This is a genomic window from Streptomyces sp. NPDC033131 (assembly GCF_055578365.1).
In genome coordinates, this window is sequence record NZ_JBVIPA010000033.1 from 66,365 (window position 1) to 90,551 (window position 24,187).

Below are 24,187 nucleotides of genomic sequence, written 5' to 3' on the forward strand. Positions count from 1 at the left end.
CCGTCGCGTGGCTGCGCATTCTATTGCCTAACCGAGTTCAGTTTGGTAATTTCACGAAATCTTGGCCATCCGGCCACCGTCCAGCGCAGAGCCCACTTCGGGTGCGCCGGTTCGGCCGGGAGCCGGTTTCACGTAAGGGAGCCGAGAATGAGATCAGATCCGCGACGGCGCGGGGCTTTGCTCATCCTGCTATCGATCACCACGCTGCTCGTCGCCTCGTGCGGCGGCGGCAACGACAACACCTCCGAGTCCAAGGTCGTGCCCGCGGCGGCGGGCATGGACGAACTGGTCGCCGCGGCGAAGGAGGAGGGACAGATCACGGTCTACTCGGCCCAGGATCTGACCGCCCTCAACAACCTCGCAAAAGCCTTCGAGGCCAAGTACCCGGGGATCGACGTCAAGACCGTCCGGGGCGTCGACGGTGACCTCGGCGTGAAGGTCGAGACGGAGTTCAACACCGGCAAGGGCATCGCCGACATGTACGTCAGCGCGAGCCTGTCCTGGGTGAAGCCGCAGGCCGAGGCCGGGCGGTTCCTGGCCCCGACCGGCCCCGAGCTGACCGGCAAGGGCGACTACGACACCAAGCAGTACGTCCACGAGGGCAACTACTTCGAGACCAACTCCGCGGTCCTCACGTTCGGCTGGAATACCAAGCTCTATCCCAAAGGGCTGACCGACTACCCGGACCTGCTCGACCCGTCACTCGCAGGCGGCAAGATCGGCGTCGTGGAGCCGACGGCGCCCTCGCTCGTCGACTTCTACCTGTGGCTGGAGGAGACGTACGGCGCCGACTTCGTGAAGAAGCTGGCAGCCCAGAAGCCGCGCATCTACCCCAGCTCCCTGCCGATGGGTGAGGCGCTGCAGTCCGGCGAGATCACCGCCGGCAGCTTCATCGCGCCGATAGCGCTCGAGCCCGCGAAGAAGAAGGGCGCGCCGGTCGACTACCGCATGCCGCCGAACGGCGCGTGGGGCGCCCGGTACTACGGCATGGTGCTCAAGAGCGGCCCGCACCCCAACGCCGGCCAGCTGTTCGCCAACTTCATGGTGACCGCAGAGGGACAGGAGCTGATCACGCCGTCGGCCGGCTCGGTGCTGCCCGATGTCCCCGGCACAGTGATCACCAACGACAAGGTGCGCGTACAGGATCCGGCCAAGCTCACACCCGAGGCCGTGGCCTCGTACCAGAAGAAGTGGAAGTCACTGTTCCAGTAGGGGCGGTGGAGCGCATCAGCCAGTAACGATGCACAGCAGTGTGGGCACCCGCGCCGACGGGTGCCCACTCACCTGATCTTTGGATGTGAGGAGTCCCCCGTGTCCCACGTGCGCATCGAGGGTCTGACGAAAAGGTTCGCCGGCAAGCCGCCCGCGGTCGCCGTGGACGACTTGTCGCTGGAGATCGAGCGGGGCGAGTTCATCGTTCTGCTCGGCCCGAGCGGCTGCGGGAAAACCACGACTCTGCGCTGTCTGGCCGGTCTGGAGACGCCCGATGTGGGACGTATCTCGCTGGGCGACCAGACGGTGCTGGATGTACGCGGGAAGGTCAATCTTCCCCCGAACAAGCGCCGGATCGGGATGGTGTTCCAGTCGTACGCGCTGTGGCCGCACATGACGGTGCGCCGCAACATCGGATATCCCCTGAAGACCAGACGGGTGGCCCGTGAGGAGGCGCGCACGCGGATCGAGGAGGCGGCGGAGCTGGTCGAGTGCTCCGCCCTGCTCGACCGCTATCCGGCGCAGCTCAGCGGCGGCCAGCAGCAGCGGGTCGCCCTGGCCCGCGGCCTGGCCGCCCAACCCGACCTGGTGCTCTTCGACGAACCGCTGAGCAACCTCGATGCCCGGCTGCGCGACCAGGTACGCGCCCAACTGCACGAGTTGCACGCACGGCTGGGCTTCACGGCCGTGTTCGTCACCCACGACCAGAGCGAGGCGCTGGCGCTCGGCGACCGCCTGGCGATCATGAATGCGGGGCGGATCGAACAACTCGACACACCGGAGCGGGTCTTCGAGGAACCGGCCACCGAGTACGTCGCCGGCTTCATCGGCATGTCGAACCGGCTGCCGTTCCGGCGTCAGAGCGCCGGGTGGGCCCTCGCCTCCCCGTCGGACGCCGACGGCCAGGCCGGCGCAGCAGGCCGAACCGTGGCCGACGAGCTCCCGGTGCCCCGCTCGCACAGTGACGTCGCCGCCCGGCTGCGCCCCGACGACCTTCAGCTCTGCCCGGCCGACGAGAAACCGCCGGCTCACAGCGTCGGCCTCCCGGCCGAGGTCGTCGACGCGCAGTTCGGCGGGCGTCACATGGACGTGGTCGTCGCGATCGGCGACAACCGCCTGCACGCCCGGGCACCGCTGACCGGCAAGCCATGGGCCCGGGACCTGTCACGGGGACAGCGGGTGACCGCGTGGTTCGCCAAGGACGCGGCCATCTACTACGGCCCCGACGGGGTACGGACCACCGCGCACGCCCCCGCCGCCACAGTGGGGGCGTGACATCGTGACCGCACCCGCCGTATCACCCCCCTCCCCCACGACGACCCGGCCGCACCCGGCCCCGCCACCGTCGACGGCGCTGATCCGTGCGCGCCGCCACCTGCCACGGCTCGGCGCGCTCGCCTTCCTGGCCGCCATCGGCTACCTGGTGATCACTCCGCTGGTCGGCCTGCAACGGCTGGCCTTCGAGGACGACGCCCGGGGCTACAGTGCCGCCTTCGACAGCCCCGACATGGCCGAGACGCTGCGCACGACGGCCGGCATGGCGCTGGGCTCGCTGGTCATCGCGCTCGTCCTCGGCACGTTCCTGGCCTGGGCGGCGACCCGCCTGCCACCTCGCCTCAGGCTGTTGCGCGTCCTGCCCATCCTGCCCATCGTCATCCCGGCCGTGGCGTCGGTGACCGGCTGGGCGTTCCTGTTCTCGCCCCGCCCCGGCTACCTCAACGCGGCGCTGCGCCACCTGCCCTGGTGGAACCATCTCGACGAGGGCCCCGTCGACATCTACACGCTGCCGTGGATCGTGCTCATCACCGGCTTCGGCCTGACCGCCTTCGTCTACCTGTTCGTCAGCGCCGGCTTCGGCAACATCAACTCGGAGCTGATCGAGGCGGCACAGGTCAGCGGATCGTCGCCGGCCGGGGTGTTCTTCCGGGTGACGCTGCCGCTGCTGCGACCGGTCCTGGTGTACGGGGGTTTCGTGGCGCTGCTCCTTGGACTCGGCCAGTTCACGGGACCACTGCTGCTCGGCAGGAACAACGGCGTCAACGTCCTCACCACCGACATGTACGTCGCCGTGTCGCAGAGCCCGGTCGACTACGGCAGGGCGGCCGCGATCGGCTCACCGCTGCTGCTCTTCGGCATCGCCGTCGTCCTCTTCCAGAAGGTGATCCTCGGCGACCACAGCCGCTTCGTCACGCACGGCGGCAAGGCGTTCCGGTCCGGCGGGCGGCCGTCGTGGGTGGCGGTCACGGGCATCGCCCTCTACGGTCTGGTCGCGCTCGCACTGCCGCTGGGCGCGCTCATCGTCGTATCGCTCTCCGCCTTCTGGAGCGGCAAGATCGAACCGAGTGGCTTCACGCTCGACAACTTCCGGCGCGTGTTCCAGGAGTCGGGGATCACCGACGCGATCGTCAACAGCCTCGTCACCTCGGTCATCTCCGTCGCCATCGCACTCCCCCTCGGCTTCGTCGCCGCCTCGCTGCTGCTCAAGGGACGCCGGTTCCCCATCATCCGGGCCGCGGTCGACTTCATCGTGGCGATGCCTCTCGGGATCCCCGCGGTGGTCTTCGGCGCCGGTTTCCTGCTGACGTACAGCCGCGAGCCGTTCATCCTGTACGGCACCCGAACGGTGATCGTCCTCGTCTACGTGACGCTGATGCTGCCCTTCGCGACCCGGATGCAGCTGTCCGGGATGGTGGCGCTCGGCGACACGTACCAGGAGGCGTCGCGGACCAGCGGGGCCGGCGCGCTGCGGACCACCATCGACATCGTGCTGCCGCTGCTGCGGCCCACCCTCGCGGGTGCCGGAGCGCTGATGTTCGTGCTGCTCACCCACGAGTTCACCGCTTCGCTGCTGGTACGGGCACCTACGACGCAGGTCATGGGCACCATCCTGTTCGACTACTGGTCCAACGGCTCCTATCCGCTGGTCGCCGCCATCGCGCTCGTCATGACGATGGTGACCTCGGCAGGCGTCTTCGTGGCCATGTCCGTCGCCGGCTCCGACATCTTCGCGAAGCTCTGACTCACTCGTGCAGGCGCGGGCGCGCATCGGGAAGGCGATCGCCGTGGAGAAGGCGCTCGCCGACCGGAACGAGACGACGGCGGCCGACACGGCCGCCGTCGTACCCGGCCGTGTCACGGCGAACGCGCTCGTCCGGGACCCGCCCGACGGGAACGTACAGAAGGACCGGTGACCCACGCGGCCGGACAGAACCAGGCTTGATGGCGTCGTCTTCGCGGAGCCCGGAGCCGACGATCCTCCCCCGGGTGCCCGGACAGTACCGAGCGTGTCGAGCGTCCTTCCGGACGGCTCACCCGCAACCGCGACGGCCCGGGAGACCGGACACCACGCGCGCACGTCACCCTTCGGCGGGCCATGTGAGGCATACCGCCCCAGTGCGCTGAGTGGTGACCGCCGCGCACGGCACCCGGCAGCTCCACCCGATGCCTCCTATACGTCATCGCGGACGGTGAGCAGGGAACCGATCCCGATCGCGCAGACCACCATGACGAAGAACGCCGGGGAGAGCAGGTTCCCGGTCCGCTGGACCAGGAAGGCCGCGATGTACGGAGCCGTGCCGCCCGCGAGGACGGTGCCGACGTTGTACCCGATCGCCATGCCGGTGTACCGGACCCGGCGTTCGAACAGATGCGGCCACAGACTGGCCGCCGGGACCTGCACGAACGCGCTGCTCAGCATGAAGAGCAGGTAGGCCATGCCGGCCAGAGGCAGGCTGTGCCGGCCCATGAGCGTCATCGCGGGGTAGGCGGTCACCAGGAATCCGAGCAGCCCGAACATCAGGATGCGACGGGAGCCGAACCGGGCGGCGAGCCAGCCGGCCGGCACCATGAGCAGCACGGTGACGAGCACGACGCCCGCGCTCAGCCAGAGCACCTTCGTGGAGTCGTATCCCAGGTCGGTGGAGAGGTAGATGCCGATGTACGTCAGGCCGAGGAAGATGGCGCCGCCCTGCGCCATGGACAGGCCGATGGACTGCAGCAGCGCCGCGCGGTGGGTTGACAGGACCTCCCGGATGGGAGCCGCGGGGATGTCGGCGCGCCGTGCGGCCTCCTCGAATTCCGGAGTGTCCTCGATCCGCAGCCGGGCCCACAGGCAGAACAGGGTGAGCGGCACGGCCATGAGGAACGGCAGCCGCCAGCCCCAGGCGGACATCTGGTCCTCCGTGGCGAGCGCGGAGATCACCCCGGCCGTGGCGGCCGCGAACATGAACCCGAGGTTGGAGCCGATGGGCGTGACAGCACCGAGGAAGGCCCTGCGTTGCGGCGGGGCCGACTCATAGATGTAGGTGTAGGCGCCGACCGACTCGCCTCCCGTGGAGATGCCCTGCACCACTCGGGCCAGGAGGAGCAGCACCGCGGCGGTCACACCGATCTGGCTGTAGGTCGGCAGCAGTCCCGTGATGCTGCTGGCCACGCCCATGCACAGCACCGAGGAGACCAGTGCCTTTCGGCGCCCCCATCGGTCGCCGAGCCACCCGAAGAAGACGCCGCCGGCCGGCCGCACGACGAGGCCGGTGGCGAACACCGCGAGCGTCGCCATGAGCGCGGCCGCTGGATCTTCACTCGGGAAGAACTGGGGAGCGATCACCACGGCGAGATAGCCGTACACACTGAAGTCGTAGTACTCGATCAGTGTGCCGAGGCTGCCGGCGAGCATCGCACGGCGCACCGTACGCGGATCGTATGCCTCTGTCTCCGCCCCGGATGTGGCGGACCGCTGAGTGGCACCCATGCTCCGACTCTCCTTCCCACGGCACGGTCCCGTACCGTGCCGACGTCCGGGACGCTACAGAACTGAACTCAGTCCAGCTAGCCCGATGCAGGGGTTTCTCCCATGCGGAGGCGGAGGAGCGGAGTGACAGCCGTATATCCGAGGTGAGATGACCTGCGAATATGGCATTCAGTGTCGGCTTCTGGAGTCATCGAGGTGCCGCGCGGCATGGTTACCGCATCAACACGGCACGACCATTGACACCTTGAATTCGATTCGTTTTGATTTCCGGCGTATCCCGCTCGGACGGGCACGTGACGGCGAACCGAGCCGTCGAGGGCGCCACCTGGTCATGCCACCACGAGTGCCGAGCCGACCCCTCCACCGGCTCAGCGCACGCCGGCCAGCCGCAGCGCGAAGTCGCCGTACTGGTAAACAATCTGATCCTCCGTCAGATCCCCGTCCTCGCGGTACCAGACGGGCACGCCCATCCCGAGGTCCAAGATCGCATAGGAAGTCAGTTTCACCGTGGTGATGCTGAAGCGCCCGGCCTGCACTCCTTCACTGAGCAACGTCCTGAACGCCTGCTCGTAGGCCGCGCGCCGCTGAAGGACCTCCGCACGGTGGGGTTCGTCCAGGCTGCGGATCTCCCGGGTCCCCACGAACGCTTCGAGGCGGTGCCGAGCGTGGTAGCGGACATGAGCCTCCGCGGCCCGGCGCAGCCGCTCCACCACGTCCTCGCAACCGGCTACAGCGGCACGGTGGTTCCGTAGCAGGTCGTCCATCGTGCCCGTCATGATCTGGGCGAGCAGCTCCTGCTTGGAGCCCACATGCTTGTACAGACTCGGCCCGCGCATCCCCACCGCTTCGCCGATGTCAGCCATCGTGGTGGCGGCGTACCCTCGCTCAGCGAACAGGACGAGGGCCGCGTTCCGGATCTCCGCCGCACGCGGCCCCGGGGCCCGGCCGGCCGCCGTTCGGCCCCGGGCGGCTGCCGCCGGCCGACTGCCGCGCTGTGACGTCACGCTTCCCCTGCCCTGCCCTTCGGCCGGCGACGCGTAGCCGCATGCCCACATCCACCGAGCCCAGCTCACCGTAATGCATCGGGGATGCCGACCCCATCGAGAGTCCGCATGGCTACCTGGCGGGCAGGGCAGTCAGGGGCCGCGGCCCATCTGACCCATCTGTACGGCCGCACGGCGCGCCCGGACCGTGCCTGAGGGTTTCCGGATTCCATGCCGCCGGACTTCCCAACAGAATTGAATTCAGTTAACTTTCGTTTCAAGTCGCTGACCAGGAGGTCAACCATGGCGTTCGTTCTCATCCACGGCGCGAGCTTCGGCGCGAACTGCTGGGACGAGCTGATACCCCACCTGAGACCGGAAGCGCTCGCGGTCGACCTTCCGGGGCGCGGCACCAGGGCCGAGGCCGACCTCGGCACGGTCACACTCGCGGACTGCGCGGATGCGGTCCGCGAAGACGTGGAGGCGAAGGACCTGCGCGACGTGGTGCTGGTCGGCCACTCCTTCGCGGGAGTCACGATCCCGCGCGTCCTGGACCTCATACCCGACCGGATCCGCCATGTCGTCCTCGTCTCGGCCGTGGTGCCGGCGGACCGGACCAGGGTGCTCGACCAGATCGATCCCGGGGTGCGGGATCTGGTTGAGCAGTCCATTGCCGACGGTGTCTACCACCAGACCCGTGAAGGCGCCGCCGCGATGCTGTGCAACGACATGGATGAGGCGACCACCGCATCCGTCCTGGACCGGCTGGCCGATGACTCGGCCGCCTTGCTGCGCGAGACCGTGGACCTGAGCGGCTACAGCCGCCAGATCCCCCGGACGTACGTGCACCTCACCCGGGACCAGTGCTACGTCGAGGAACTCCAGCAGCGATCCATCGCACTCCTTCGGCCCGACGTCGTCGATCTCGACACCGGCCACATGGCAATGATCAGTGCGCCCGAAAAGCTTGCTGCCGTCCTCAACGCCATCCACGGCTGATCCCCGGCTCGGCCCGCGGCCGGATCGCCGATCTCCTGAGCTGCCTCTCATGACCCGCGGCCAGGGCGTGTATCCGGAACGCGGGGCGCCCACTATCCGGTCTCTCGCGTGGCGGTGACATCCTGGACCGGTGTTCTCATCCGATCATGTGGGCGCCGTGTTCTTCGATGTCGACGGCACCCTCGTCCCAGGCACCAGTTCGTCGGTCTTCCTGGCCGGCTTCCTTGGCCATCGGGACGAGTTGACCGAGGCCGAGAATGCCTACGCCTCCGGCGCCCTGGACAATCGGCACGTCCGAGCTCGATGCCAAGGGCTGGGCGGGTGCGTCCGAAGAACAAGTCTCAGGCCGGCTCGACGGGCTTCCTCTGGTCTCGGGCATCCCGGAGACCGTGGGCCGGTGCCGGCGGAACGGGTTGGTGCCCGTGCCGGCCACGCCCTCCTGGTCGCCGGTCGGCAGCTACCTGACGGACCGCTTCGGCTTCCACGCCTTCAGCGGACCGCGGCTGCGGACCAGGGGCGGTCGGTTCACGGGCCGTGTCGCCTGCCATTTCGACGAGTACGACAAACGAGATTTCGCCCGCGCGCAGGCTCGGGAGCTGGGATTGGCTCCCCGCTCGTGCGGGGCCGTCGGAGACAGCCGCTCCGACCTGCCCCTGTTCGCTTCCGTCGGGCAGAGCGTGGCGTTCAATGCCTCGGCAGGGGCGCGGGCTGCGGCGACCGTCACAGTGGACGGCGGCGACCTACGAGGCGTACTCCCCGTCTTGAGTCGCTTGGTCACAGCCGCTCGTTGATGACCGCGACGGAAACGGTCGCCTCGTAGCGAACCGCGAGTTCGCCGAACCATCGTGGCCACGGCCGCCATCCAGCGCGGCGGCGTCGAGCGTCTCCAGCCACGGGAGTTGGCCACGTGGGCGTCCTGTCCCCCGGCGTGGCTTCGGCCGCATCGGCCGTCTCGTCGTCCGCCTGCTCATCGGGAAGTCAGGCTCCGCACGTGCGCGTCAGCGTGGTCCCGATCGATCCCGTGCAGCCGCGGACCGGGGCGGCGGGCATGTCGCCTCGGCCGACGGGATGCGCTTCACCGTGCCGCTGCGGTCGATCCACACCCGCCCGAACCGGAAGAGCCCTCGACCGGGCGCCGGGCACACCACGCACAGTGCGGCCGGCGGTGGCCGCTCTGCACGGCGAACAAACTGATGGTCGTGGTGCGCGGTCCAGGCGTTGTCAGGCGAGGGCGAGGAAGAGCTTTTCGAGTTCGGCTTCGCTCATCGGGGACGCGTCCTCGTCGGCGGCGGCCATGCACTCGCGCATGCCACTTGCGATGATTTTGAAGCCGGCGCGGTCCAGGGCGCGGGAGACCGCGGCGAGCTGAGTGACGACGTCCTTGCAGTCGCGCCCGGCCTCGATCATGGCGATGACACCGGCGAGCTGTCCCTGGGCGCGACGGAGACGGTTGAGAACGGCGGTGCTGGCTTCCTCGTCGACCTTCACGAGCGATCCTCCTGGTGATTTCTACGGTCGATCGTACCCCCTGGGGTATTGGTGGCCCCCGCGCGGGGCCGAGGCCACCAAGGGGCGGGGGCGGTCAGTCGTGGGAGAAACGGATGTCGGGCAGTACCCTGCGCAGCCACGCGGGGCTCCACCACGCGGCGCGGCCGGTGACGCGGAGCAGGGCGGGGAGCAGAACGAGTCGGATGAGGAAGGCGTCGAGGAGAACGGCGGTGCCGAGGACGATGCCCATCTCCTTGGGCGGGAGCGGTTCGGCGAGGGCGAAGGTGAAGAAGACGGCGACCATGACGGCCGCTGCCGCGAAGATGACGCGGCCGGAGTGAGCGAGGGCGGCGGTCATGGCCTTACGGGGGTCGCCCGTGTGCTCGAAGTGCTCCTTGGCGGAGGAGAGCAGGAAGACGGTGTAGTCCATGGCGATGGCGAAGATCATCGCGAAGAAGAAGACCGGACCCCAGCCGTCCAGGAATCCCTGCGGGTCGAAGCCGAGCAGCCCGGAGCCGTGGCCGTCCTGGAAGATCAGCCGGGCGACGCCGAAGGCGGCGGCGGTGGCGAGGAGATTGGTGAGCACCCCCAGGGCCGCGATCAGCGGGGCCTGGAGGGCGATGAGCAGCAGGACGAAGCCGAGGGCCAGGATGACGCCGATGACCAGCGGGGCCTTGTCGTCCAGGGCCTGCTGGAGGTCGAGGTTCTCTACGGCCGCGCCGCCGACCGACGCCTGACTGGGGAGTTCGGCCCGGAGGGTCTTGACGGTGTTCTTCAGTGACGCGTCGGAAGGGTCGACCGACGGCATGGCCTGGATCAGGCTCCAGTGCGAGCCGTCGGCGGCCGGCTGGGCGGGCAGGACGGCGGCGATGCCGTCGGTGGAGGCGAGGGTACGGGCTGCGGCCGGTGCCTGGGCGGTGGGCGTGACGATCTGCAGCATGCCGGGGGCGCCCTTGCCGAGGGCCTGCTGCACCATCTCGTAGCCCTGCCGTGAGCTGTCGGCGGCGGGGACCACGGTGATGGACGGCATCGCGGTCTTCAGCCCGGACACCGGGACGGCGAGCGCGACCAGGACCAGCACTGCGGGGACTCCGTAGCGCAGCGGGTGCCGCCACAGCTGCTCGCCCCAGGCACCGAAGCGCGGGGAGACGACCTGGTGGGTACGGGTACGGGGCAGGGCGAGCTTGTTGACGCGCGGGCCCAGCCTGCCGAGGACGGCGGGCAGCAGCGTCAGGGTGGCGGCGAGCACGAAGACGACGGAGAGCATGATGCCAACGGCCATGGTGCGGACCGCCGGGGCGGGCACGAGCATCACCGCGGACAGGCTGACGAGCACGGTCAGTCCGGACAGCAGGACGGCCTTGCCGGCGGTGTCCATGGTCTCCCGCACCGCGCGGCGTGGGTCGCCGTGGCGGGCCAGGGCGCCGCGGAAGCGGATGACGAGGAAGAGCGCGTAGTCGATACCGAGCGCGAGGGCGAACATCAGGGCGAAGTCCATGGCCCAGATGGAGATCGGCGTGACATGGCTGATCAGGACCAACGAGCCTACCGAGGCGGCCAGCCCGGCCATGGTGAGCAGCAGGGGCAGGCCGGCGGCGACGAGTGAGCCGAAGGCGAGCACGAGGACGAGCAGGGTGACCGGCCAGGACAGAATCTCGGCCTGGATCATCGCGTCCAGGTTGGCGGTGTTGAAGTCGCTCCACATGACGGACGCCCCGGTGGCCCGCACGGCGATGCCGTCGGTGGACAGCGCGCGCAGCGGATCCTTGAGGTCGTCGGAGGCCCGCACCATGTCGTCCGGGTTGGCCTTGGCGCCACCCAGCAGCACGGCGGTCCTGTTGTCCCGGCTGATCGTCACCCCGGCCCGGGGCTCGACGACCTCGGAGATCCGCTCGTCGGCGGTCAGCAGCTCGGTCGCCTTGGCGAGCACGGTCTGCACGGCCGGGTCGGTGACCGGCCGGTCGGCATCGACGACGACCTGGATCGCGGTGGAGCCGGTGCCGCCGAAGTGCTGCTGGGCCAGCTCCCGGACCGCGACGGATTCCGAATCGTTGCTCTGCCAGCCCGCACCGGACAGCGCCGTGGTCACCTGCGGTGCGAAGGCACCGAGCACGGCGACCACGATCACCCACCCCGCCAGGACGGTCCTGAAGTGGCTCGTTGTCCAGTCGCCGAGGCGCCCCAGCGGGCTGGGTGGGAAGGGCGGGGCTCCGGTCTTCGGGGCGTGGTCGACGCTCGTCATGACATCCTCCTGGTATACCCCGGGGGGTAATTTCGTCTGCGGCGACGAGCGTACACGATACCCCTGGGGGTATTATGGAGGGCGTTCGCATGCTTGCCCATCAGTGGAGAATCCCGTGAACTACGACCGCACCGTCAGCCTGACCAGCGACTTCGCACCCACGGTCGACGCCGTACGCGAAGCCCTCGCCGCCCAGGGCTTCGGCGTCCTCACTGAGATCGACGTCACGGCCACCCTCAAGACCAGGCTCGGCCACGACATGGAGGACTACCTGATTCTCGGCGCCTGCAACCCGTCCCTGGCCCATCGCGCCCTCGAAGCCGACCGCACCATCGGGCTGTTGCTGCCCTGCAACGTCGTCGTACGCCGGGAGGGCGACCGCACGCTCGTCCAGGCCCTGGACCCGAACACCATGGTCGCCGTTACCGGTCTGCCCGCCCTGCAGCCCGTCGCACAGGAGGCCGCTGCCCGCCTGGACGCGGCCCTTGCCTCGCTCGCCTGACTGCCGGCGAGATCCTGTATTGCGAGGGGCGACCTGCCGCGCCGCTGTGTCGCCAGGCACGGGCGGCCCCCGCTGCCGTTCGAAGCCGGCGGGACTCCTCACCCGGCAGGCTGGGGTCGGTGCGGAGCAGGCGCGGGGCGGAACGCTGGGGTGTTGCATGGGGATGCGGTCCGGGGCAGCCGGTGGGCGGCTCTCGTGGTACTGGAGCCGAGAGCTGGACATGGGCCAGGGCCTGTCCGATCGGCGGGGAGTAACACCGGACAGGCCCTGGCGTATTCGGGCGCGGCGGGGCGCGCGGGGGAGGTCGGCCGGGGCGATCCCCTCTCCGTTCGTCAGTCCCGGTGCAGCAGGACCGTGGTGTCGGAAGGGGCAGCAGCCCGGCCTTGTTCAGCGGCCCTGAGGCGAGGAGGGGGCTGGTGGCGTCGGGGAGCGGGAATCGGCTGGCCGGTGAGGTTGACCGCGCACAGCAGGCCGTTGCCGCGTGTGCTCCACACCTCCCGCTTGTCGATCACATCGGACTTCGGTGTCCGGCCTGGCTATCCCTTGGTCGCGCCCGCCGTGCCGCCGCGGACGAAGTGCCTCTGGAAGGCGAAGAACACCAGGGCCACGGGGATGGTCATGAGCAGGGCCGCCGCGAGCTTGATCGGGTACTGGTTGCCGTCGCCGAGCTGTCCGGAGACGAGTGAAGCGACCCCGGATGTCAGGGTGTTCAGTTCCGGGCTCTGCCGGGACACGATGAAGTGCGGCAGTTCGTTCCACGATCCCTGGAACGACAGGATGGTCAGGGTGATGAGGGCCGGCTTGGCCATCGGCAGCACGACGGACCAGAAGATCCGGAAAGTGCTCGCGCCGTCGATGCGGGCTGCTTCCTCGACGCTGATGGGGATCGACTCGAAGAACTGCTTCATGATGAACACCCCTGCGGCGTCGGCGAGCAGCGGGACGATCATGCCCGCGTAGGAGTCGTACATCCCCAGCTGGTTGAGGACGAGGAACTTCGGGATCAGCAGGACCACGCCGGGCACGGCCGGATGCCGCCGTGAGACGCTCGGGTGTGGCGGCCTCCCCCGACTCCTCCACCGGCCTTGGCGCCGTCCGGGCCGGTGTCCTTGCGGAGGCTGCCCGGCACGGATGACGGGGCGGGGGCCTCGGCGGTGCCCGCCCGGCGGGCCGGTGCCGGGCCGCTGCCCGGGCCCTGTGCGGGCCCGGGGGGTCGTCTCGGCGTCACCGCTGGAGGCGATGAGGACCTTGATCGAGGCGGGACCGGCCGACGCCTGGCTGTCGTCGTTGCCGGTGTCGTCGAACCCACTGCCACCACAGGCCGACAGGCTGAGCGACAACACCGCGACGGCGCCAACCGTCCAGCGGGTACGCGGATTTCTCATGATAAATCTCCTTGTGCAGGGCCGACTTGACGAGCCGGTGGCAGAGGGGACCGCATCTCGTGGCCGCACTGGGGCCACGATCGGGATCGCGGGTGTCATCCACCGTTCCCCTCGCACGGCGGGTGAGGCGTGCACCAGGTCGTAGTTCGTGCTTGTGGGTCCAGGTGGCCGTGGTGGGCCGCCGGCAGCGGGCTCACCGGGAGACGACGGGGGCGACGATGGATGCCAGTGCGGTGACGCCCGCGAGTCCGACCAGCAGTGGCTGGACCCAGGTGGGATGGCGCCGGGCAAGGTAGACGAGAGCGCCGATGGTCAGCGTGCCGCTGAGGAAGAGCAGCAGGATGACGAGCAGGACGAGCATGGGCATGGGTGCGGCTTTCTCTGTGTGATGGCCCTGCGTGTGCGCAGGGAGCGGAGGCTTGCTGCTGGCGTCGGTCAGGGGCGGGTCTGGTCGGGTGTGCGGGAGCCGATGCCCAGGAGTACGGACGGCGGGCTGAGGTGAGGGTTCGTGGTCCGGTCGTCGACGACGGGCTACGTGTGTTCGGTTGGTGTGGTCGGAAGTGGTCGGGATATGGCCGTGATCAGACGGTTGCGGCGCAATATGTGCACGTGAACCCGGGTGGTGCGGGGGTGTGTGAGGGTGGAGCACCAGCCTGGACCGGCGATCTGTTGTCCACGACTGGGTGGCGGTGTTGCCACAGGTGAGCGGGGTTGTACGGGGTGGACGTGCCTGGACGGGCACCGGTGAAGGGGGCGTGGGCATGCCCGGCGGGGGCCAGACGAGGGTTCGGGGAGGGCGGCGCAACGGGCCGCTTGCGGGTCGGAGCCCGGAGGGCGATGCGCTGGCTGCCTGGCTTCGGGAGATCACCGCGGGCAGGACGCTGAACGAGCTGGTCGCCGAGTTCGGCACCTACAAGCGCGCCACGTGGGGAGAGTTCCGCAACGGTCACAAGCCCATCCCCCTGGGCCTGTTGCGCACCGTGGTCACCACGTTGATCACCGAGCCCCGGCGTCAGGGGGTGGAGCTGAAACGGGGCGGTGCCCTGCACCGTGCTGCCGCGGCAGCTGCGGCCGCGCAGGACCGTGCCTCTGCGGAGGGTGCAACGCTGCCGGTGCGGGAACTGCAGCTGCGGGACCTGCAACTGCGGCTGGATGAGGCCCGCCGCGGCCACATCGAAGTCCAGCAGGTGCTTCTGGACAACAAAGACACGATCCGGGTCCTCGAAGCAACGATCATCTCCCTGGAGGACCGCTGCGCACAGCTGGAGGCCGAGCGTGACCGTGCGCTGCGCCAGGCCCGCTCGGTCGCGGCGGTGGAACGGGATCTGGAAGCCTTCGGCAAGGTACTGGCGCGCACCGAGCAGCGGCTGGAGCTGGCGTTGCAGGACCGGGGCTCGGCTGAGGTTCTTCTCGTGGACGTCCGTCGCCGTGCCGAGGGATACCGGCACGAGCTGCAGGCACTGCAGCAGGCGGGCCAGGCAGGCGCCGAGCCCAGCCCGGAGGGGGCTGCCGGTGACGGACCGGAGAAGACGCAGGCGCGCACGGCTCCCGATGCCCGCCGGCAACCTCAGCAATGGGAGTACGAGTTGCTGCTGGAGACCGTCGACGACAGCCGCCAGACACAGCGCGAATGCCTTACCGGGGTCCGGCAGCGGATGGACATTGCCGCCCCGCCCGAGCAGGACGTCAGGCCCGCGGATGTGCTGGCAGGGACGGTGACAGTTGTCCACCCGCACGACATGGACAACGTGGACAACCCCCCGGACCGTGGCACGCAGGCCAGTGCCGGCGGCTCGGAGGAGACATCCGGCGCGGACGACAGCAGCCCACCGCCCCTGCCAGTCCGCGAGCCCTGGTGGCGAAGGCGGCCAGGCAAGGTCACGACCGCAACGACTTCCGATCCGGCCTTCCGTCCGGGGAGAGCACAGCACCGTACGGTGAGCGGGCGGCTTCGCGGCACAGAGACAGCGCGGGGTGCTGCGCCGCGATGGCTGCCCGGACTGGCGGCGGTCATGCTGATCGGACTGTCCGCGACCACGTCCGCGCCACCACTGGCAGCACCTTCCGCCGACGGTGACAAGCCCGAGCCGTCGCCCTCGGTGAAGAACAGCGAGCCCGTCCCGCCCGAGCAGTGGACGTCCGCGCTGGCCCCCTTCGCAACGCTCGGGCCGGTCAGCGGCGGCACCCGGTTCGTGCAGGACAGCAAGAACCTACGGGCCATCGACACCACCACGGGCAGGACGCTGTGGAGCAAGCCGGCGCCGGGCACGACCGGCGGGACGATGGCATTTGACGATGACACCCTCTACGCCACCGACGACTCCACCACGATCCAGGCCCGCAACGGCACCACCGGGGCCCTGCGCTGGAGCAGGAATCTGTCAAGTCTCCTGCCCGCCCCCGAACAAGCGCGCCGTTCGTTCATCTCCGACATGTCAGAACCCCAGCCGAGTCAGACGACGTCAGACGTCGTCTTCGTCAGCTTCTGGAGATCACAGCTGCCTGCGCCTCTACCGCAGGCGACGACAGAGGAACCGGGGATTGTCCCCTCCGTGTCCCGCGCCCTGCCTGCCATGTGTGTCACCTACGGATGCGTCAGCGGTACACCGCAGAGTTTCATCAGCGCGACTCTGGACGAAGTGACGGCAGCGGTGAGCGCGCGTACCGGCGCTGTCATCTGGCAGACAGACGGGGAGTTCCTCGCCCAGGCCGGACAGACATGCCTCGTGTCGGACGCGGACGGGACCAGAGGCGTGGACTGCGGCACCGGGACGGTGCACTGGAGCATCGACTCGGATTGCGATGCCGCTGTGGTTACCGACGCGGGCACGGCGGCCGTGTGCACCGCCCATGGCTTCGTCTACCGGATCAACGTCGATTCTGGCCGCCAGGTCTGGGAGTCCAGCGCCGTCCCCACCCCTCAAGGGCCACCGCAGGCCGCGCACGAGACGATCTACCTCACGAACGGCGACGGGCGCCTCTACGCCCTGAACCAGGACACCGGCGAAACCCGTTGGTCCGCGGCCGCCGGACGCAGCACCTCGTCACCCGTCCCGGACCAGTCGCAGGTCTACGTCGCCGGCGCCGACGGACGCCTCTACGCCTTCGATGTGGCCACCGGTGCCCGCGACTGGTCGGCACCGGCCGGTGGCCACATCACCACCGAACCCCGCGTCTCGGGCGGCAGCGTCTACGCCGGCGCCCAGGACGGGCGGGTGTACGCCCTCAACCGCACCACCGGCGAGAGGCGTTGGAGTGCGTCAGCCGGCGGGGGCGCCGTCGAGGCCCTCCACACTTCCGGCGGACGCGTGACCACCCTCACCGAGCAGAACACCGCTCGCCACCGGTAGCCCATTCCCCACCAGCCGTGCAGACACAGGCGAAGCCAGTCGGGGGCTCCGGCTGAGCACGCTTGCGCTTCGTGCTTCGTGCTTCGTGCATCATGGGCGGGTCCTGGCTCCGGGCCGCGCGCAGTGGGCGTGACGGCGGGCGGGTGCTCATCAGTCGGTGACGCCGCCGTAGGCGATGACCTTCGCGGGATGCAGGCGGACGACAAGTTCGCCGGGGACGGCGTTGCGCTTGCCGAACTCCTCGGCCTTGGCCGCGCCCATGTACCGGGCACCGGCCCGGGTGGCGACATCGAGGAGTTCGTCGAGGTCCTCGCTGAGCGTCACCTCGCCGCGCGCTTCGACGTAGGCGAAGGGCGGCGCGTCGTCGGCGACGCAGAGGGATGCGCGGGGGTTGCGCCGCAGGTTGCGGGCCTTGGCCGTCGCGCCACCCGTGGTGAACAGGAAGTCCTCGCCGTCGAAGACGTACCAGACGGGGGTGATGTTCGGCGTGCCGTCGGCCCCGACCGTGGCGAACCGTCCGGTGGGCGCGCCGCGGGTGACGAAGGCGTGCCATTGCTCGGTCGGCATGCTGTGCATGGGCGGTCCTTGTCCGTGGTTGGTCGGTCGGTCGGTCGGTCGGTCGGTCGGTCGGTTGGTTGGTCGGCCGGTCCGCAGTCATCCGGGGCGGCGGTCGCGTGGCACCGTCTCCAGGACGAGGTGGTAGGACTGGTCGACGAGTTCGGCGACCAGGTCCTGGCTAGCGCCCGGGCCGGCTCCTACGGAGATCCAGTGCCGCTTGTCGAGGTAGCGGCCCGGAGTGAGCGACGGGTACTGGTCTCGCAGCAGCCGCCCGTACTCCGGTTCCGTCTTGACGGTGACGATGAGTTCGTCCGGGTCCTCGGTGACGATCAGGAAGACCTTTCCCGCCACCTTGTAGACGTCCAACTGCTCGGTGAACGGACGCCCATGGCTGACTCCAGGGAGCGCGAGCGCGGTGTGGCGCGCGGTGTCCTGGAGCTTCGTGCCGCTGAAGGACATGCCGGAGGTCAGGTGCGGAGGCCGTAGCTGCGCGGGTCGACGGGCTGTTGTGACTTGGCGAGCCCGCCGACGACGAGTCGGTAGGAGTCGGTCACGAGTTCCTTCACCAGCGTCTCGTCGATCGTGTCTCCGCTCTCCAGCGTGATCCAGTGCTTCTTGTTCATGTGGTAGCCAGGGGTGATCTCCACGTGCTCGTGTCGCAGGGCGGACGCCTCGTCGGGCGCCGATTTGAGAATCACCATGGGTTCACCCGTCACCTGCGTCATGAGCATGAAGACCTTGCCGCGCACCTTGTACACCTCCCACTCGGGGCCGAACGGGTGCTCCAGCCCGGCTCCGGGGAGTTCCCCGGCGTGGTCGGCCGCGGTCTTCTGCAGCGTCTTTCCGTCCATGGTCATCAGCTCCTTCGTCGATCCGGACGCCCCGACCGGCGGTACAGGGCGCGAGGTGCCGTTTCCGGCGTGTTCAGTACGAGCAGCACTGCCGGTTACACGCCGGCGGCGGTGAGCACACAGCACGCGCAGTACCGTCACGCGAGGCCGCAGGAGTGCGGGCTGTTGCTCGATCTCGTTGCCGTCGCGCCCTCGGAGCGGTCGAGCCCGGCGGAGCGAGCGCCTTTCCTTTCTCCCGTTCACGGAGGGGAGGATCGGAGGTGAGTGCCCCGGCACTCCCCACACCGACGGCGCGCACACGCGCGGGCCGCATCACCATCCTTTCCCTGGGGATGACGAAGCGGCCGGTAAACTGCGGACACATGATGGTCGACAGGCGACATCCAAGGCGGTCAGAACGAGGTCCCTCCGCCCTCTTCGTCTCGCGGCCCGACTCCGCGGCACGCGCAGAGCCCGAGTCCGTCCCGCTGTACGGCTTCCAGCCCCCGGTCGGTACGCCGTACGGCCTGGAAGTGACCACCGTCGAAGACTTCCACGCCGACCACGACGACTGGCCGTGGAATCCGCCCCGTCCGGGCCGCGCCACCTTTCACTACCTGATCCTCGTCACAGAGGGTGAACTGCGGCACGACGTCGATCACGTCACGCGCACCATCGCTCCCGGCCAATGGCTGTGGGTACGCCCCGGGCACGTGCAGTGCTGGCACGACCCCAGCGCCGCCTGTGGCCCCTTCATCCTGTTCGAGCCGGATGCGCTCCGGCCCGACATCGCCCGCCAGCTGGCTCCCGTCACCTCGCACGACGCCCCCGCCGTACTGACCCCGCATCCTGACGACGCCTCCTGGCTCGAACAGACCGCCTTCCAACTCCTCGACGAACACCGCGCGTTGGGCCGCCGCCCGCTCGGGGCCCATCACGCCCTGCGGTGCAGCCTCCTCGAAGCCCTGCTGCTCCGCCTCGTCAGCTCGCCGGACCTCACACAATCTCCGGTCGCGGCCACGACCACCCCCCTGGGCGGCACCTCGGGACGGCGTCCGGTCTACGAACAATTCCTGGACGCCCTGGAGCTGCACTACCGTGAGCTGCACCGTGTCGACGACTACGCCCGGCTGCTCGGCTGTTCCGTACGAACCCTCAGCCGCGCCACGCGGGCGGCCGGCGGCACCGGAGCACGGCAGGTCATCGACCAGCGCCGCCTGCTCGAAGCGCGCCGCCTGCTCGACCACGCCCGGTGGACCGCCCGGGCGGTCGCCGACCACCTCGGCTTCACCGACACAGCCAATTTCGGCCGCTTCTTCCGCCAGCACACCGGCCTGACACCCGCCACCTACGCGGCTCGTCAGGCCACCCCGGATCCCTGAGACTCCGACCCCGGTGGCTATAGAACTCCTGCGTCACCCCGGCCCGCTCTCCCCCAAGCATCTCGCGCGTGGAAACCCGGTCGTCGACACCCTGACGTGCTGCATCCCACCTCATCCGGGGTTTCGGTGACTCCCGGACGGCGGCCCGGCTCCGCCGCGGCATCGTGCGCGTGGGCCCTCGGGAGCAGCGTCGGGCCCGCGTTTGTAGGTGCCGGTGGCACGGAGGCCTTCGCGGCGTCTGCGGCGTCTGCGGCGTCTGCGGCGAGATCGTCTCGGTCATGGGTTCGGTCGGGATGGACTCCGAACCGGACTCGCCGCTGCACATTCTCGTCGTCGATGTCCCCTCCGGTGCCGTACCCGGAGGGGACATCGACCCCGCCAACAGCCTCGTCGCTGTCACGTCCGAGCTCGCCGCAGGAGCCGGGCGGCCCGCACCGGGCACGACATGAGGACGTCACCGATCCTGGCCGACGAAGTGCAGGTCGGGGCAAGCAGCGCTGTGCCGTCACTACCAACGGTCGTGCTCAGGGCGTTCCTCGGAACTCAGGCACGCCAGTGCACTTTGAAGACCCACGCGTGCTGTCCCGCCTTGCGTGCGGCTTCGGGAACGTCGATCACCAGCGCCCCGTTGCTGCGGGTCCATGTCAGGGGTCGGCCGTGGCCGAGCATCGTCACCTTGTCGCCGCCGCGTATCGGGACCGGTGCTTCGACGGTGAGTCTGGCGCCCGGCTTGGCCAGGGAGTGGATGTAGAAGGCCTCGTCCGGGCGGACGGTGAACCGCAGGTCCTCGCCCAGTTCGGCCATCCGGGACCAGTACGTGGTGGCGTAGACCGCCTCTCCGTTGGTGCGCAGCCAGCGCCCCGTCTCACGCAGCCGCGTCTGCATGATCTCGGGGATGGTGCCGTCGGCTCGCGGGCCGATGTCGAGGAGGAAGTTTCCGTTCTTGGAGACGATGTCGACGAGGCTGTGCACGACCGCCTCGGTCGTCATGTAGGCGTCGTCCGGGGTCGCCTGGTTGTACCCGTAGCTGAACGGGTCCAGGCCGCGGCTGGACTCCCACTTGGCGACGACCGTGTTGTCGTACGTCGTGTACTCGGGGGTGGTGAAGTCGTGGAAGCCGATGCCCGAACGGTCGTTGACGGTGACCTCGATGGGCCGCGCGCGGTTCTTCGCGTGGTTGAAGTACTCGGCCAGGACATGGAGGCTGTCGTTGGCGCCGCCGATGTCGCACCAGATGAGCTCCGGGTCGTGGTCCTGGATCAGCTCCAGCATCTGCGGGGCCTGGTAGTCCTTCACGAAGTCCCTGCCCCCGGTGTAACCCGTGTAGGGCTCCGGCTCCAGGGTGTACGGATTGCGCGGGGCGTGACCCATCCAGGGGTTGTCCGGGTTGAACCACTCGGGCATGGAGAAGTAGAGCCCGCGGTGGAGTTCGGGGGTGTACCGGCTGGATGCCGCGAAGAGTTCCTTGACGAGGTCCCGCTTCGGGCCCATCTTCACGGAGTTGCGGTCGGAGACCTTCGTGTCCCACAGCGCGAAGCCCTCGTGGTGCTTCGAGGTCAGCACGTGGTACTGCGCGCCCGCGTCCCGGAACAGTTCGACCCAGGCCCGTGGATCGAACTTCTCCGCCGTGAACATGGGGATGAAGTCGTCGTAGGCGAAGTTCTCGCCGTACTTCTCGCGGTGGTACCCGTAGACGGCGTTCGCGGGGTCCTGCATGTGGTTCCAGTACCACTCGGCGTACTGCTTCCCGACCGGCGACCAGGCCGGCACCGAGTAGACGCCCCAGTGGATGAAGATGCCGAACTTGGCGCCCTGGAACCAGTACGGCGCCTGGTGGCCGGAGAGGGAAGTTGCGGTGGGCTGGTAGTCGGCGACGCCGAGGGTCAACCGGCTCTTCTGCGCGGCGGCTTGGGTTCCGCGTCCGGTGACGGTCACCGAGCCGTCGCGGACCGTGCCGGGGGCGGTGCCCGCACGGTTGCGGATGCCCACGCGGACGCGGGCCTGCTCACCGGGGTCCAGGCGGCGGACACGGGCGGCCTCGACGGTGCGGGCTCCCGGAACCTCGACGCCCACCGACACGCCGTCCGCGGCCAGGACGGAGACCGTCCCCGCGTTGACGACGGTCGCTTCGATGCTCTGGGCGCCGGACGACTCCAGCAGCGAGTTCGTGGACCGGGCCGCGCGCAGGGCCAGCGCGCGGCCCTGCGCGGCAGGTTGCAAGGACAGCGCGAACACGTGCAGCGACGCCTTGTTCGCCTGCGCCGGGTTGGTCACCGGGAGCGTGATCGCTACGGCGTCGCGCTGAGGGTCGAGCCACAACTCGGATGTGCCGATCCCCACGCGGTGTTCGTCCTTGGTGCCGTCCGGTGCGTAGCGGTACGCCGCCGACAGAGAGCCACCCGTGGCGTACCAGTCGGATCCGCCGAGGGTGGCGGTCGTGGTCGAGCCGTCCGCGTAGTGGACCGTGGCTTTGCCGGAGGCGTTGCCGTAGCTGCCCGCGGTGAGGAACACGGCCGAGAGGTAGCGGCCTTTGGGCAGTTCTACGCGTTGGCCGAGTGCGACGACATTGTTCTTCGCGCCTGCGTCCGAGGCCGGGAAGACAAAGGGCACGCCGTCGACTTCCACGCGGCCCGTGGGAAGTTCCTCGCCCGGGAACGTGTAGCCCGAGCCGTCGAAGTCGCCGCCCCGTGCGGAGGCGGTGTCGACGCCATCGTTGTCGTAGAGGGAGTCGAGTGGAACAGGGACGGGGTCGGGGACGGGAGCCCACGGCCCGGCGTCCTCGGCGAGTGGTTCGGCGGCGTGTGCGGCGGTGCCTGAGGCGAGGGGAAGGAGGGTCGCCGCGGCGGCCACTCCGGCCGCGGCGCCCAGGACCTGACGTCTCGGATACATACCCATGAGCGGCTCCAATTCATCGGATGTCTGATGATTGAATGAACTCACGATGGTGTCAACGGCGCCGACAGTGGGGAACGTTGAGAATATAGGTAGGATGACAAGGTTCATGGAGGGAGCCCGGGTCGCTCAGCGGTTCAGGTAGACGCCAGCTTCCGGATGCGCGGATGGCTCTCCAGTGCCCACCGCACTGTCTTCGGCGGGCGTCCGAGCAGGGTTTCCAGTTGGTCGGTGGCTCCGCGGTATCCGCCGCCGCCCATCAGCCGAGTCAGGGTCTTCAGATGCTCCGCGGTGTGCGGGAACGCGGCCAGGGCGGTGTCCACGTAGGTCTCGTTCCAGGTTTCGACGTCGTCGGGAACGTACGTGACCTCGCGTCCCAGAACGGCCGCGTAGTCCTCCGCGAACCCGTGCATGTCCTTCAGTTCCGGGCCGTTGAGGTCGTAGGACTTCGAGATGTGCTGCTCCGGGTCGGCCAGGATGGTCGTCCTGGCGCACGAACGCGCGCACCGGGTGCCCTTGTTCGAGCAGCATGTCGACCAAACCGATCGGTTTCGTCCACGGTAAACCGATCGGTTTCGTCATGCAAGTCGGTTGAGTGGCGGACGACTACGACTACGGCGCGCGGTGCCGAGGAGGAGTCGGGCGGAGCTCAGGCTTCGGCGGTCGGCCTCGTGTCCATCGGCAAGGCCCGCACTCTCCCGGCGCAGGCCGGTGAAGCCGCGAGCCCGCCGACAGTGATCGACGCGACCTCGCTGGAGGTCAGGCGGAGCTCAGCGGAGTGACTTGAGGAGTGAAGCGCCGTACGACTCGGTGTCGCCGACGCACCCGGCGGTCCGCGACCAAGGGCGGCCGGCTGCCGGCGGCGCAGGGACCGCTCACGCACTGCGGGTGTGTCGGCGAGGCGCGCGACGACAAGGAGGACACCATGCCAGTCGCCGGGCGCCTCAGGCCCCACAGCCGCCGGGCGCCTCGAGGCCCCACACCCCACCCAGGGATCCGGTCGCCGGCATGCGGGAGGTGGATCCATGTCAGCCGTGTGGATCTCCGACGCTTCTCATGGGACCGGAATCACCGGCTGGGCGAGATGGGAGTGTTGAGGTTGCGGTCCCAGCGGGGGAAGTCGCTGGAGGTGACCAGGACCCGTATCCGGTGACCCGCCCGGAAACAATGCTCGTCGGCCACAGGTCCACGACGTGCTCGGCCGGCTCGCCCGGTGTCGCCGCGCGCACCGCACGATGCCGTCGGCCACAGTGCGCGAGACTCCGTCGTGCCGACGTCACACAGGCGCGCCCCCCAGTCGGTCGAGGGCCCGTCCGTGGGCCGCGGACACCGCCCGGACGCGGCCGGTCACCTCCAGGTCCTCGGCGAGCGGCGCCCTGGTGCATGAAGAGAGCGCCGCCGGTGGTGGGCGCCGGACCCATGGGGTCGTAGGTGAATTCAGTGGCAATCGGTATTCCGTGGTGCCGAGACAAGGGCACTGCGGGCCGGCACCCCGCCAGGCGGGGGAGCGGGTCGCGTGGGCCGAGTCGCCGCCCGCCCCACTTGAGGGACAGCCGGGCTCGGTGTGCTGGGGAGGAGCGAAAAAGGGGTCCACATAGCGGGCAACGGGGGTGG

20 protein-coding genes and 1 pseudogene are annotated in these 24,187 nt (G+C 69.3%); 10 read left to right on the top strand and 11 right to left on the bottom strand.

Annotation, left to right across the window (positions count from 1 at the left end; genetic code table 11):
- The first annotated feature begins 147 nt into the window (after positions 1 to 147).
- The 4 genes from ACZ5XS_RS33045 (at position 148) to ACZ5XS_RS33060 (ending at position 4,403) form a co-directional block, all read left to right on the top strand.
- Positions 148 to 1,212: an ABC transporter substrate-binding protein gene (locus tag ACZ5XS_RS33045; protein ID WP_468657579.1), complete on the top strand. Its 1,065-nt coding sequence runs from the start codon at positions 148 to 150 to the stop codon at positions 1,210 to 1,212.
- A gap of 99 nt (positions 1,213 to 1,311) precedes the next feature.
- Complete coding sequence (locus tag ACZ5XS_RS33050; RefSeq protein WP_468657581.1) at positions 1,312 to 2,487, top strand: ABC transporter ATP-binding protein; 1,176 nt, start codon at positions 1,312 to 1,314, stop codon at positions 2,485 to 2,487.
- Between the two features lie 4 nt (positions 2,488 to 2,491).
- Positions 2,492 to 4,231: an ABC transporter permease gene (locus tag ACZ5XS_RS33055; protein WP_468657583.1), complete on the top strand. Its 1,740-nt coding sequence runs from the start codon at positions 2,492 to 2,494 to the stop codon at positions 4,229 to 4,231.
- Positions 4,232 to 4,238: 7 nt separating this feature from the next.
- Entirely contained in the window at positions 4,239 to 4,403 is a 165-nt protein-coding gene (locus tag ACZ5XS_RS33060; protein WP_468657585.1) for a hypothetical protein, read from the top strand.
- Between the two features lie 257 nt (positions 4,404 to 4,660).
- Here the strand turns inward: ACZ5XS_RS33060 and ACZ5XS_RS33065 are convergent, their stop codons facing one another.
- Positions 4,661 to 5,962 carry an MFS transporter gene (locus ACZ5XS_RS33065; RefSeq protein WP_468657587.1) on the bottom strand — a complete coding sequence of 434 codons (1,302 nt, stop codon included), beginning with the start codon at positions 5,960 to 5,962 and terminating at the stop codon, positions 4,661 to 4,663.
- A 368-nt stretch (positions 5,963 to 6,330) separates the two neighbouring features.
- Positions 6,331 to 6,879 carry a TetR/AcrR family transcriptional regulator gene (locus ACZ5XS_RS33070; RefSeq protein WP_468657645.1) on the bottom strand — a complete coding sequence of 183 codons (549 nt, stop codon included), beginning with the start codon at positions 6,877 to 6,879 and terminating at the stop codon, positions 6,331 to 6,333.
- Positions 6,880 to 7,248: 369 nt separating this feature from the next.
- On the opposite strand from ACZ5XS_RS33070, the gene ACZ5XS_RS33075 reads away from it, so the two are divergent.
- Both ACZ5XS_RS33075 and ACZ5XS_RS33080 read left to right on the top strand, forming a co-directional pair.
- Positions 7,249 to 7,944: an alpha/beta fold hydrolase gene (locus ACZ5XS_RS33075; RefSeq protein ID WP_468657589.1), complete on the top strand. Its 696-nt coding sequence runs from the start codon at positions 7,249 to 7,251 to the stop codon at positions 7,942 to 7,944.
- Between the two features lie 211 nt (positions 7,945 to 8,155).
- Positions 8,156 to 8,735, top strand: a pseudogene (locus ACZ5XS_RS33080) (HAD family hydrolase).
- A gap of 430 nt (positions 8,736 to 9,165) precedes the next feature.
- On the opposite strand, the gene ACZ5XS_RS33085 reads toward ACZ5XS_RS33080, so the two are convergent.
- Both ACZ5XS_RS33085 and ACZ5XS_RS33090 read right to left on the bottom strand, forming a co-directional pair.
- Positions 9,166 to 9,432, bottom strand: coding sequence for a metal-sensitive transcriptional regulator (locus tag ACZ5XS_RS33085; protein WP_468657591.1), 267 nt, complete (start codon positions 9,430 to 9,432; stop codon positions 9,166 to 9,168).
- 94 nt (positions 9,433 to 9,526) lie between these two features.
- Positions 9,527 to 11,674 (bottom strand): MMPL family transporter, encoded by a 2,148-nt coding sequence (locus tag ACZ5XS_RS33090; RefSeq protein ID WP_468657593.1) that lies wholly within the window; start codon positions 11,672 to 11,674, stop codon positions 9,527 to 9,529.
- A gap of 115 nt (positions 11,675 to 11,789) precedes the next feature.
- Here ACZ5XS_RS33090 and ACZ5XS_RS33095 point away from each other — a divergent pair, with 115 nt between their 5' ends.
- On the top strand, positions 11,790 to 12,176 hold the full coding sequence (locus ACZ5XS_RS33095; protein ID WP_468657595.1) for a DUF302 domain-containing protein: 387 nt from the start codon (positions 11,790 to 11,792) through the stop codon (positions 12,174 to 12,176).
- A gap of 536 nt (positions 12,177 to 12,712) precedes the next feature.
- On the opposite strand, the gene ACZ5XS_RS33100 is transcribed toward ACZ5XS_RS33095, so the two are convergent.
- Both ACZ5XS_RS33100 and ACZ5XS_RS33105 read right to left on the bottom strand, forming a co-directional pair.
- Positions 12,713 to 13,561 carry a carbohydrate ABC transporter permease gene (locus tag ACZ5XS_RS33100; protein WP_468657597.1) on the bottom strand — a complete coding sequence of 283 codons (849 nt, stop codon included), beginning with the start codon at positions 13,559 to 13,561 and terminating at the stop codon, positions 12,713 to 12,715.
- Between the two features lie 193 nt (positions 13,562 to 13,754).
- Positions 13,755 to 13,928: a hypothetical protein gene (locus ACZ5XS_RS33105; protein ID WP_468657599.1), complete on the bottom strand. Its 174-nt coding sequence runs from the start codon at positions 13,926 to 13,928 to the stop codon at positions 13,755 to 13,757.
- A 394-nt stretch (positions 13,929 to 14,322) separates the two neighbouring features.
- Here ACZ5XS_RS33105 and ACZ5XS_RS33110 point away from each other — a divergent pair, with 394 nt between their 5' ends.
- Positions 14,323 to 16,911 (top strand): outer membrane protein assembly factor BamB family protein, encoded by a 2,589-nt coding sequence (locus ACZ5XS_RS33110; RefSeq protein WP_468657601.1) that lies wholly within the window; start codon positions 14,323 to 14,325, stop codon positions 16,909 to 16,911.
- Between the two features lie 150 nt (positions 16,912 to 17,061).
- Here ACZ5XS_RS33110 and ACZ5XS_RS33115 read toward each other — a convergent pair whose 3' ends face one another.
- The 3 genes from ACZ5XS_RS33115 to ACZ5XS_RS33125 form a co-directional block, all read right to left on the bottom strand.
- Entirely contained in the window at positions 17,062 to 17,487 is a 426-nt protein-coding gene (locus ACZ5XS_RS33115) for a PPOX class F420-dependent oxidoreductase (protein WP_468657603.1), read from the bottom strand.
- 78 nt (positions 17,488 to 17,565) lie between these two features.
- The gene (locus ACZ5XS_RS33120) at positions 17,566 to 17,928 is read right to left on the bottom strand and encodes an MmcQ/YjbR family DNA-binding protein (RefSeq protein ID WP_468657605.1); all 363 of its coding nucleotides are present in this window, start codon (positions 17,926 to 17,928) and stop codon (positions 17,566 to 17,568) included.
- An 8-nt stretch (positions 17,929 to 17,936) separates the two neighbouring features.
- On the bottom strand, positions 17,937 to 18,320 hold the full coding sequence (locus tag ACZ5XS_RS33125; protein ID WP_468657647.1) for an MmcQ/YjbR family DNA-binding protein: 384 nt from the start codon (positions 18,318 to 18,320) through the stop codon (positions 17,937 to 17,939).
- Positions 18,321 to 18,832: 512 nt separating this feature from the next.
- Between ACZ5XS_RS33125 and ACZ5XS_RS33130 the strand changes: the two genes are divergently transcribed.
- Together ACZ5XS_RS33130 and ACZ5XS_RS33135 are read left to right on the top strand one after the other, a co-directional pair.
- On the top strand, positions 18,833 to 19,681 hold the full coding sequence (locus tag ACZ5XS_RS33130) for a helix-turn-helix domain-containing protein (RefSeq protein ID WP_468657607.1): 849 nt from the start codon (positions 18,833 to 18,835) through the stop codon (positions 19,679 to 19,681).
- Between the two features lie 278 nt (positions 19,682 to 19,959).
- Positions 19,960 to 20,130: a hypothetical protein gene (locus ACZ5XS_RS33135; protein WP_468657609.1), complete on the top strand. Its 171-nt coding sequence runs from the start codon at positions 19,960 to 19,962 to the stop codon at positions 20,128 to 20,130.
- A 94-nt stretch (positions 20,131 to 20,224) separates the two neighbouring features.
- Here the strand turns inward: ACZ5XS_RS33135 and ACZ5XS_RS33140 are convergent, their stop codons facing one another.
- A complete protein-coding gene (locus tag ACZ5XS_RS33140; RefSeq protein WP_468657611.1) occupies positions 20,225 to 22,576 on the bottom strand; it encodes an alpha-L-fucosidase in 2,352 nt (783 codons plus the stop codon).
- Between the two features lie 134 nt (positions 22,577 to 22,710).
- On the bottom strand, positions 22,711 to 22,986 hold the full coding sequence (locus ACZ5XS_RS33145) for a hypothetical protein (protein ID WP_468657613.1): 276 nt from the start codon (positions 22,984 to 22,986) through the stop codon (positions 22,711 to 22,713).
- Positions 22,987 to 24,187 lie beyond the last annotated feature (1,201 nt).

What these genes read in the sequence shown, in the direction of transcription:
- ACZ5XS_RS33045 (WP_468657579.1), top strand. Translation starts at nt 148, where the DNA reads ATGAGATCAGATCCGCGACGGCGCGGGGCTTTGCTCATCCTGCTATCG.
- ACZ5XS_RS33065 (WP_468657587.1), bottom strand. Translation starts at nt 5,962, where the DNA reads ATGGGTGCCACTCAGCGGTCCGCCACATCCGGGGCGGAGACAGAGGCA.
- ACZ5XS_RS33075 (WP_468657589.1), top strand. Translation starts at nt 7,249, where the DNA reads ATGGCGTTCGTTCTCATCCACGGCGCGAGCTTCGGCGCGAACTGCTGG.
- ACZ5XS_RS33090 (WP_468657593.1), bottom strand. Translation starts at nt 11,674, where the DNA reads ATGACGAGCGTCGACCACGCCCCGAAGACCGGAGCCCCGCCCTTCCCA.
- ACZ5XS_RS33100 (WP_468657597.1), bottom strand. Translation starts at nt 13,561, where the DNA reads ATGAGAAATCCGCGTACCCGCTGGACGGTTGGCGCCGTCGCGGTGTTG.
- ACZ5XS_RS33105 (WP_468657599.1), bottom strand. Translation starts at nt 13,928, where the DNA reads ATGCCCATGCTCGTCCTGCTCGTCATCCTGCTGCTCTTCCTCAGCGGC.
- ACZ5XS_RS33110 (WP_468657601.1), top strand. Translation starts at nt 14,323, where the DNA reads ATGCCCGGCGGGGGCCAGACGAGGGTTCGGGGAGGGCGGCGCAACGGG.
- ACZ5XS_RS33115 (WP_468657603.1), bottom strand. Translation starts at nt 17,487, where the DNA reads ATGCACAGCATGCCGACCGAGCAATGGCACGCCTTCGTCACCCGCGGC.
- ACZ5XS_RS33120 (WP_468657605.1), bottom strand. Translation starts at nt 17,928, where the DNA reads ATGTCCTTCAGCGGCACGAAGCTCCAGGACACCGCGCGCCACACCGCG.
- ACZ5XS_RS33125 (WP_468657647.1), bottom strand. Translation starts at nt 18,320, where the DNA reads ATGGACGGAAAGACGCTGCAGAAGACCGCGGCCGACCACGCCGGGGAA.
- ACZ5XS_RS33135 (WP_468657609.1), top strand. Translation starts at nt 19,960, where the DNA reads ATGGGTTCGGTCGGGATGGACTCCGAACCGGACTCGCCGCTGCACATT.
- ACZ5XS_RS33140 (WP_468657611.1), bottom strand. Translation starts at nt 22,576, where the DNA reads ATGGGTATGTATCCGAGACGTCAGGTCCTGGGCGCCGCGGCCGGAGTG.
- ACZ5XS_RS33145 (WP_468657613.1), bottom strand. Translation starts at nt 22,986, where the DNA reads ATGCACGGGTTCGCGGAGGACTACGCGGCCGTTCTGGGACGCGAGGTC.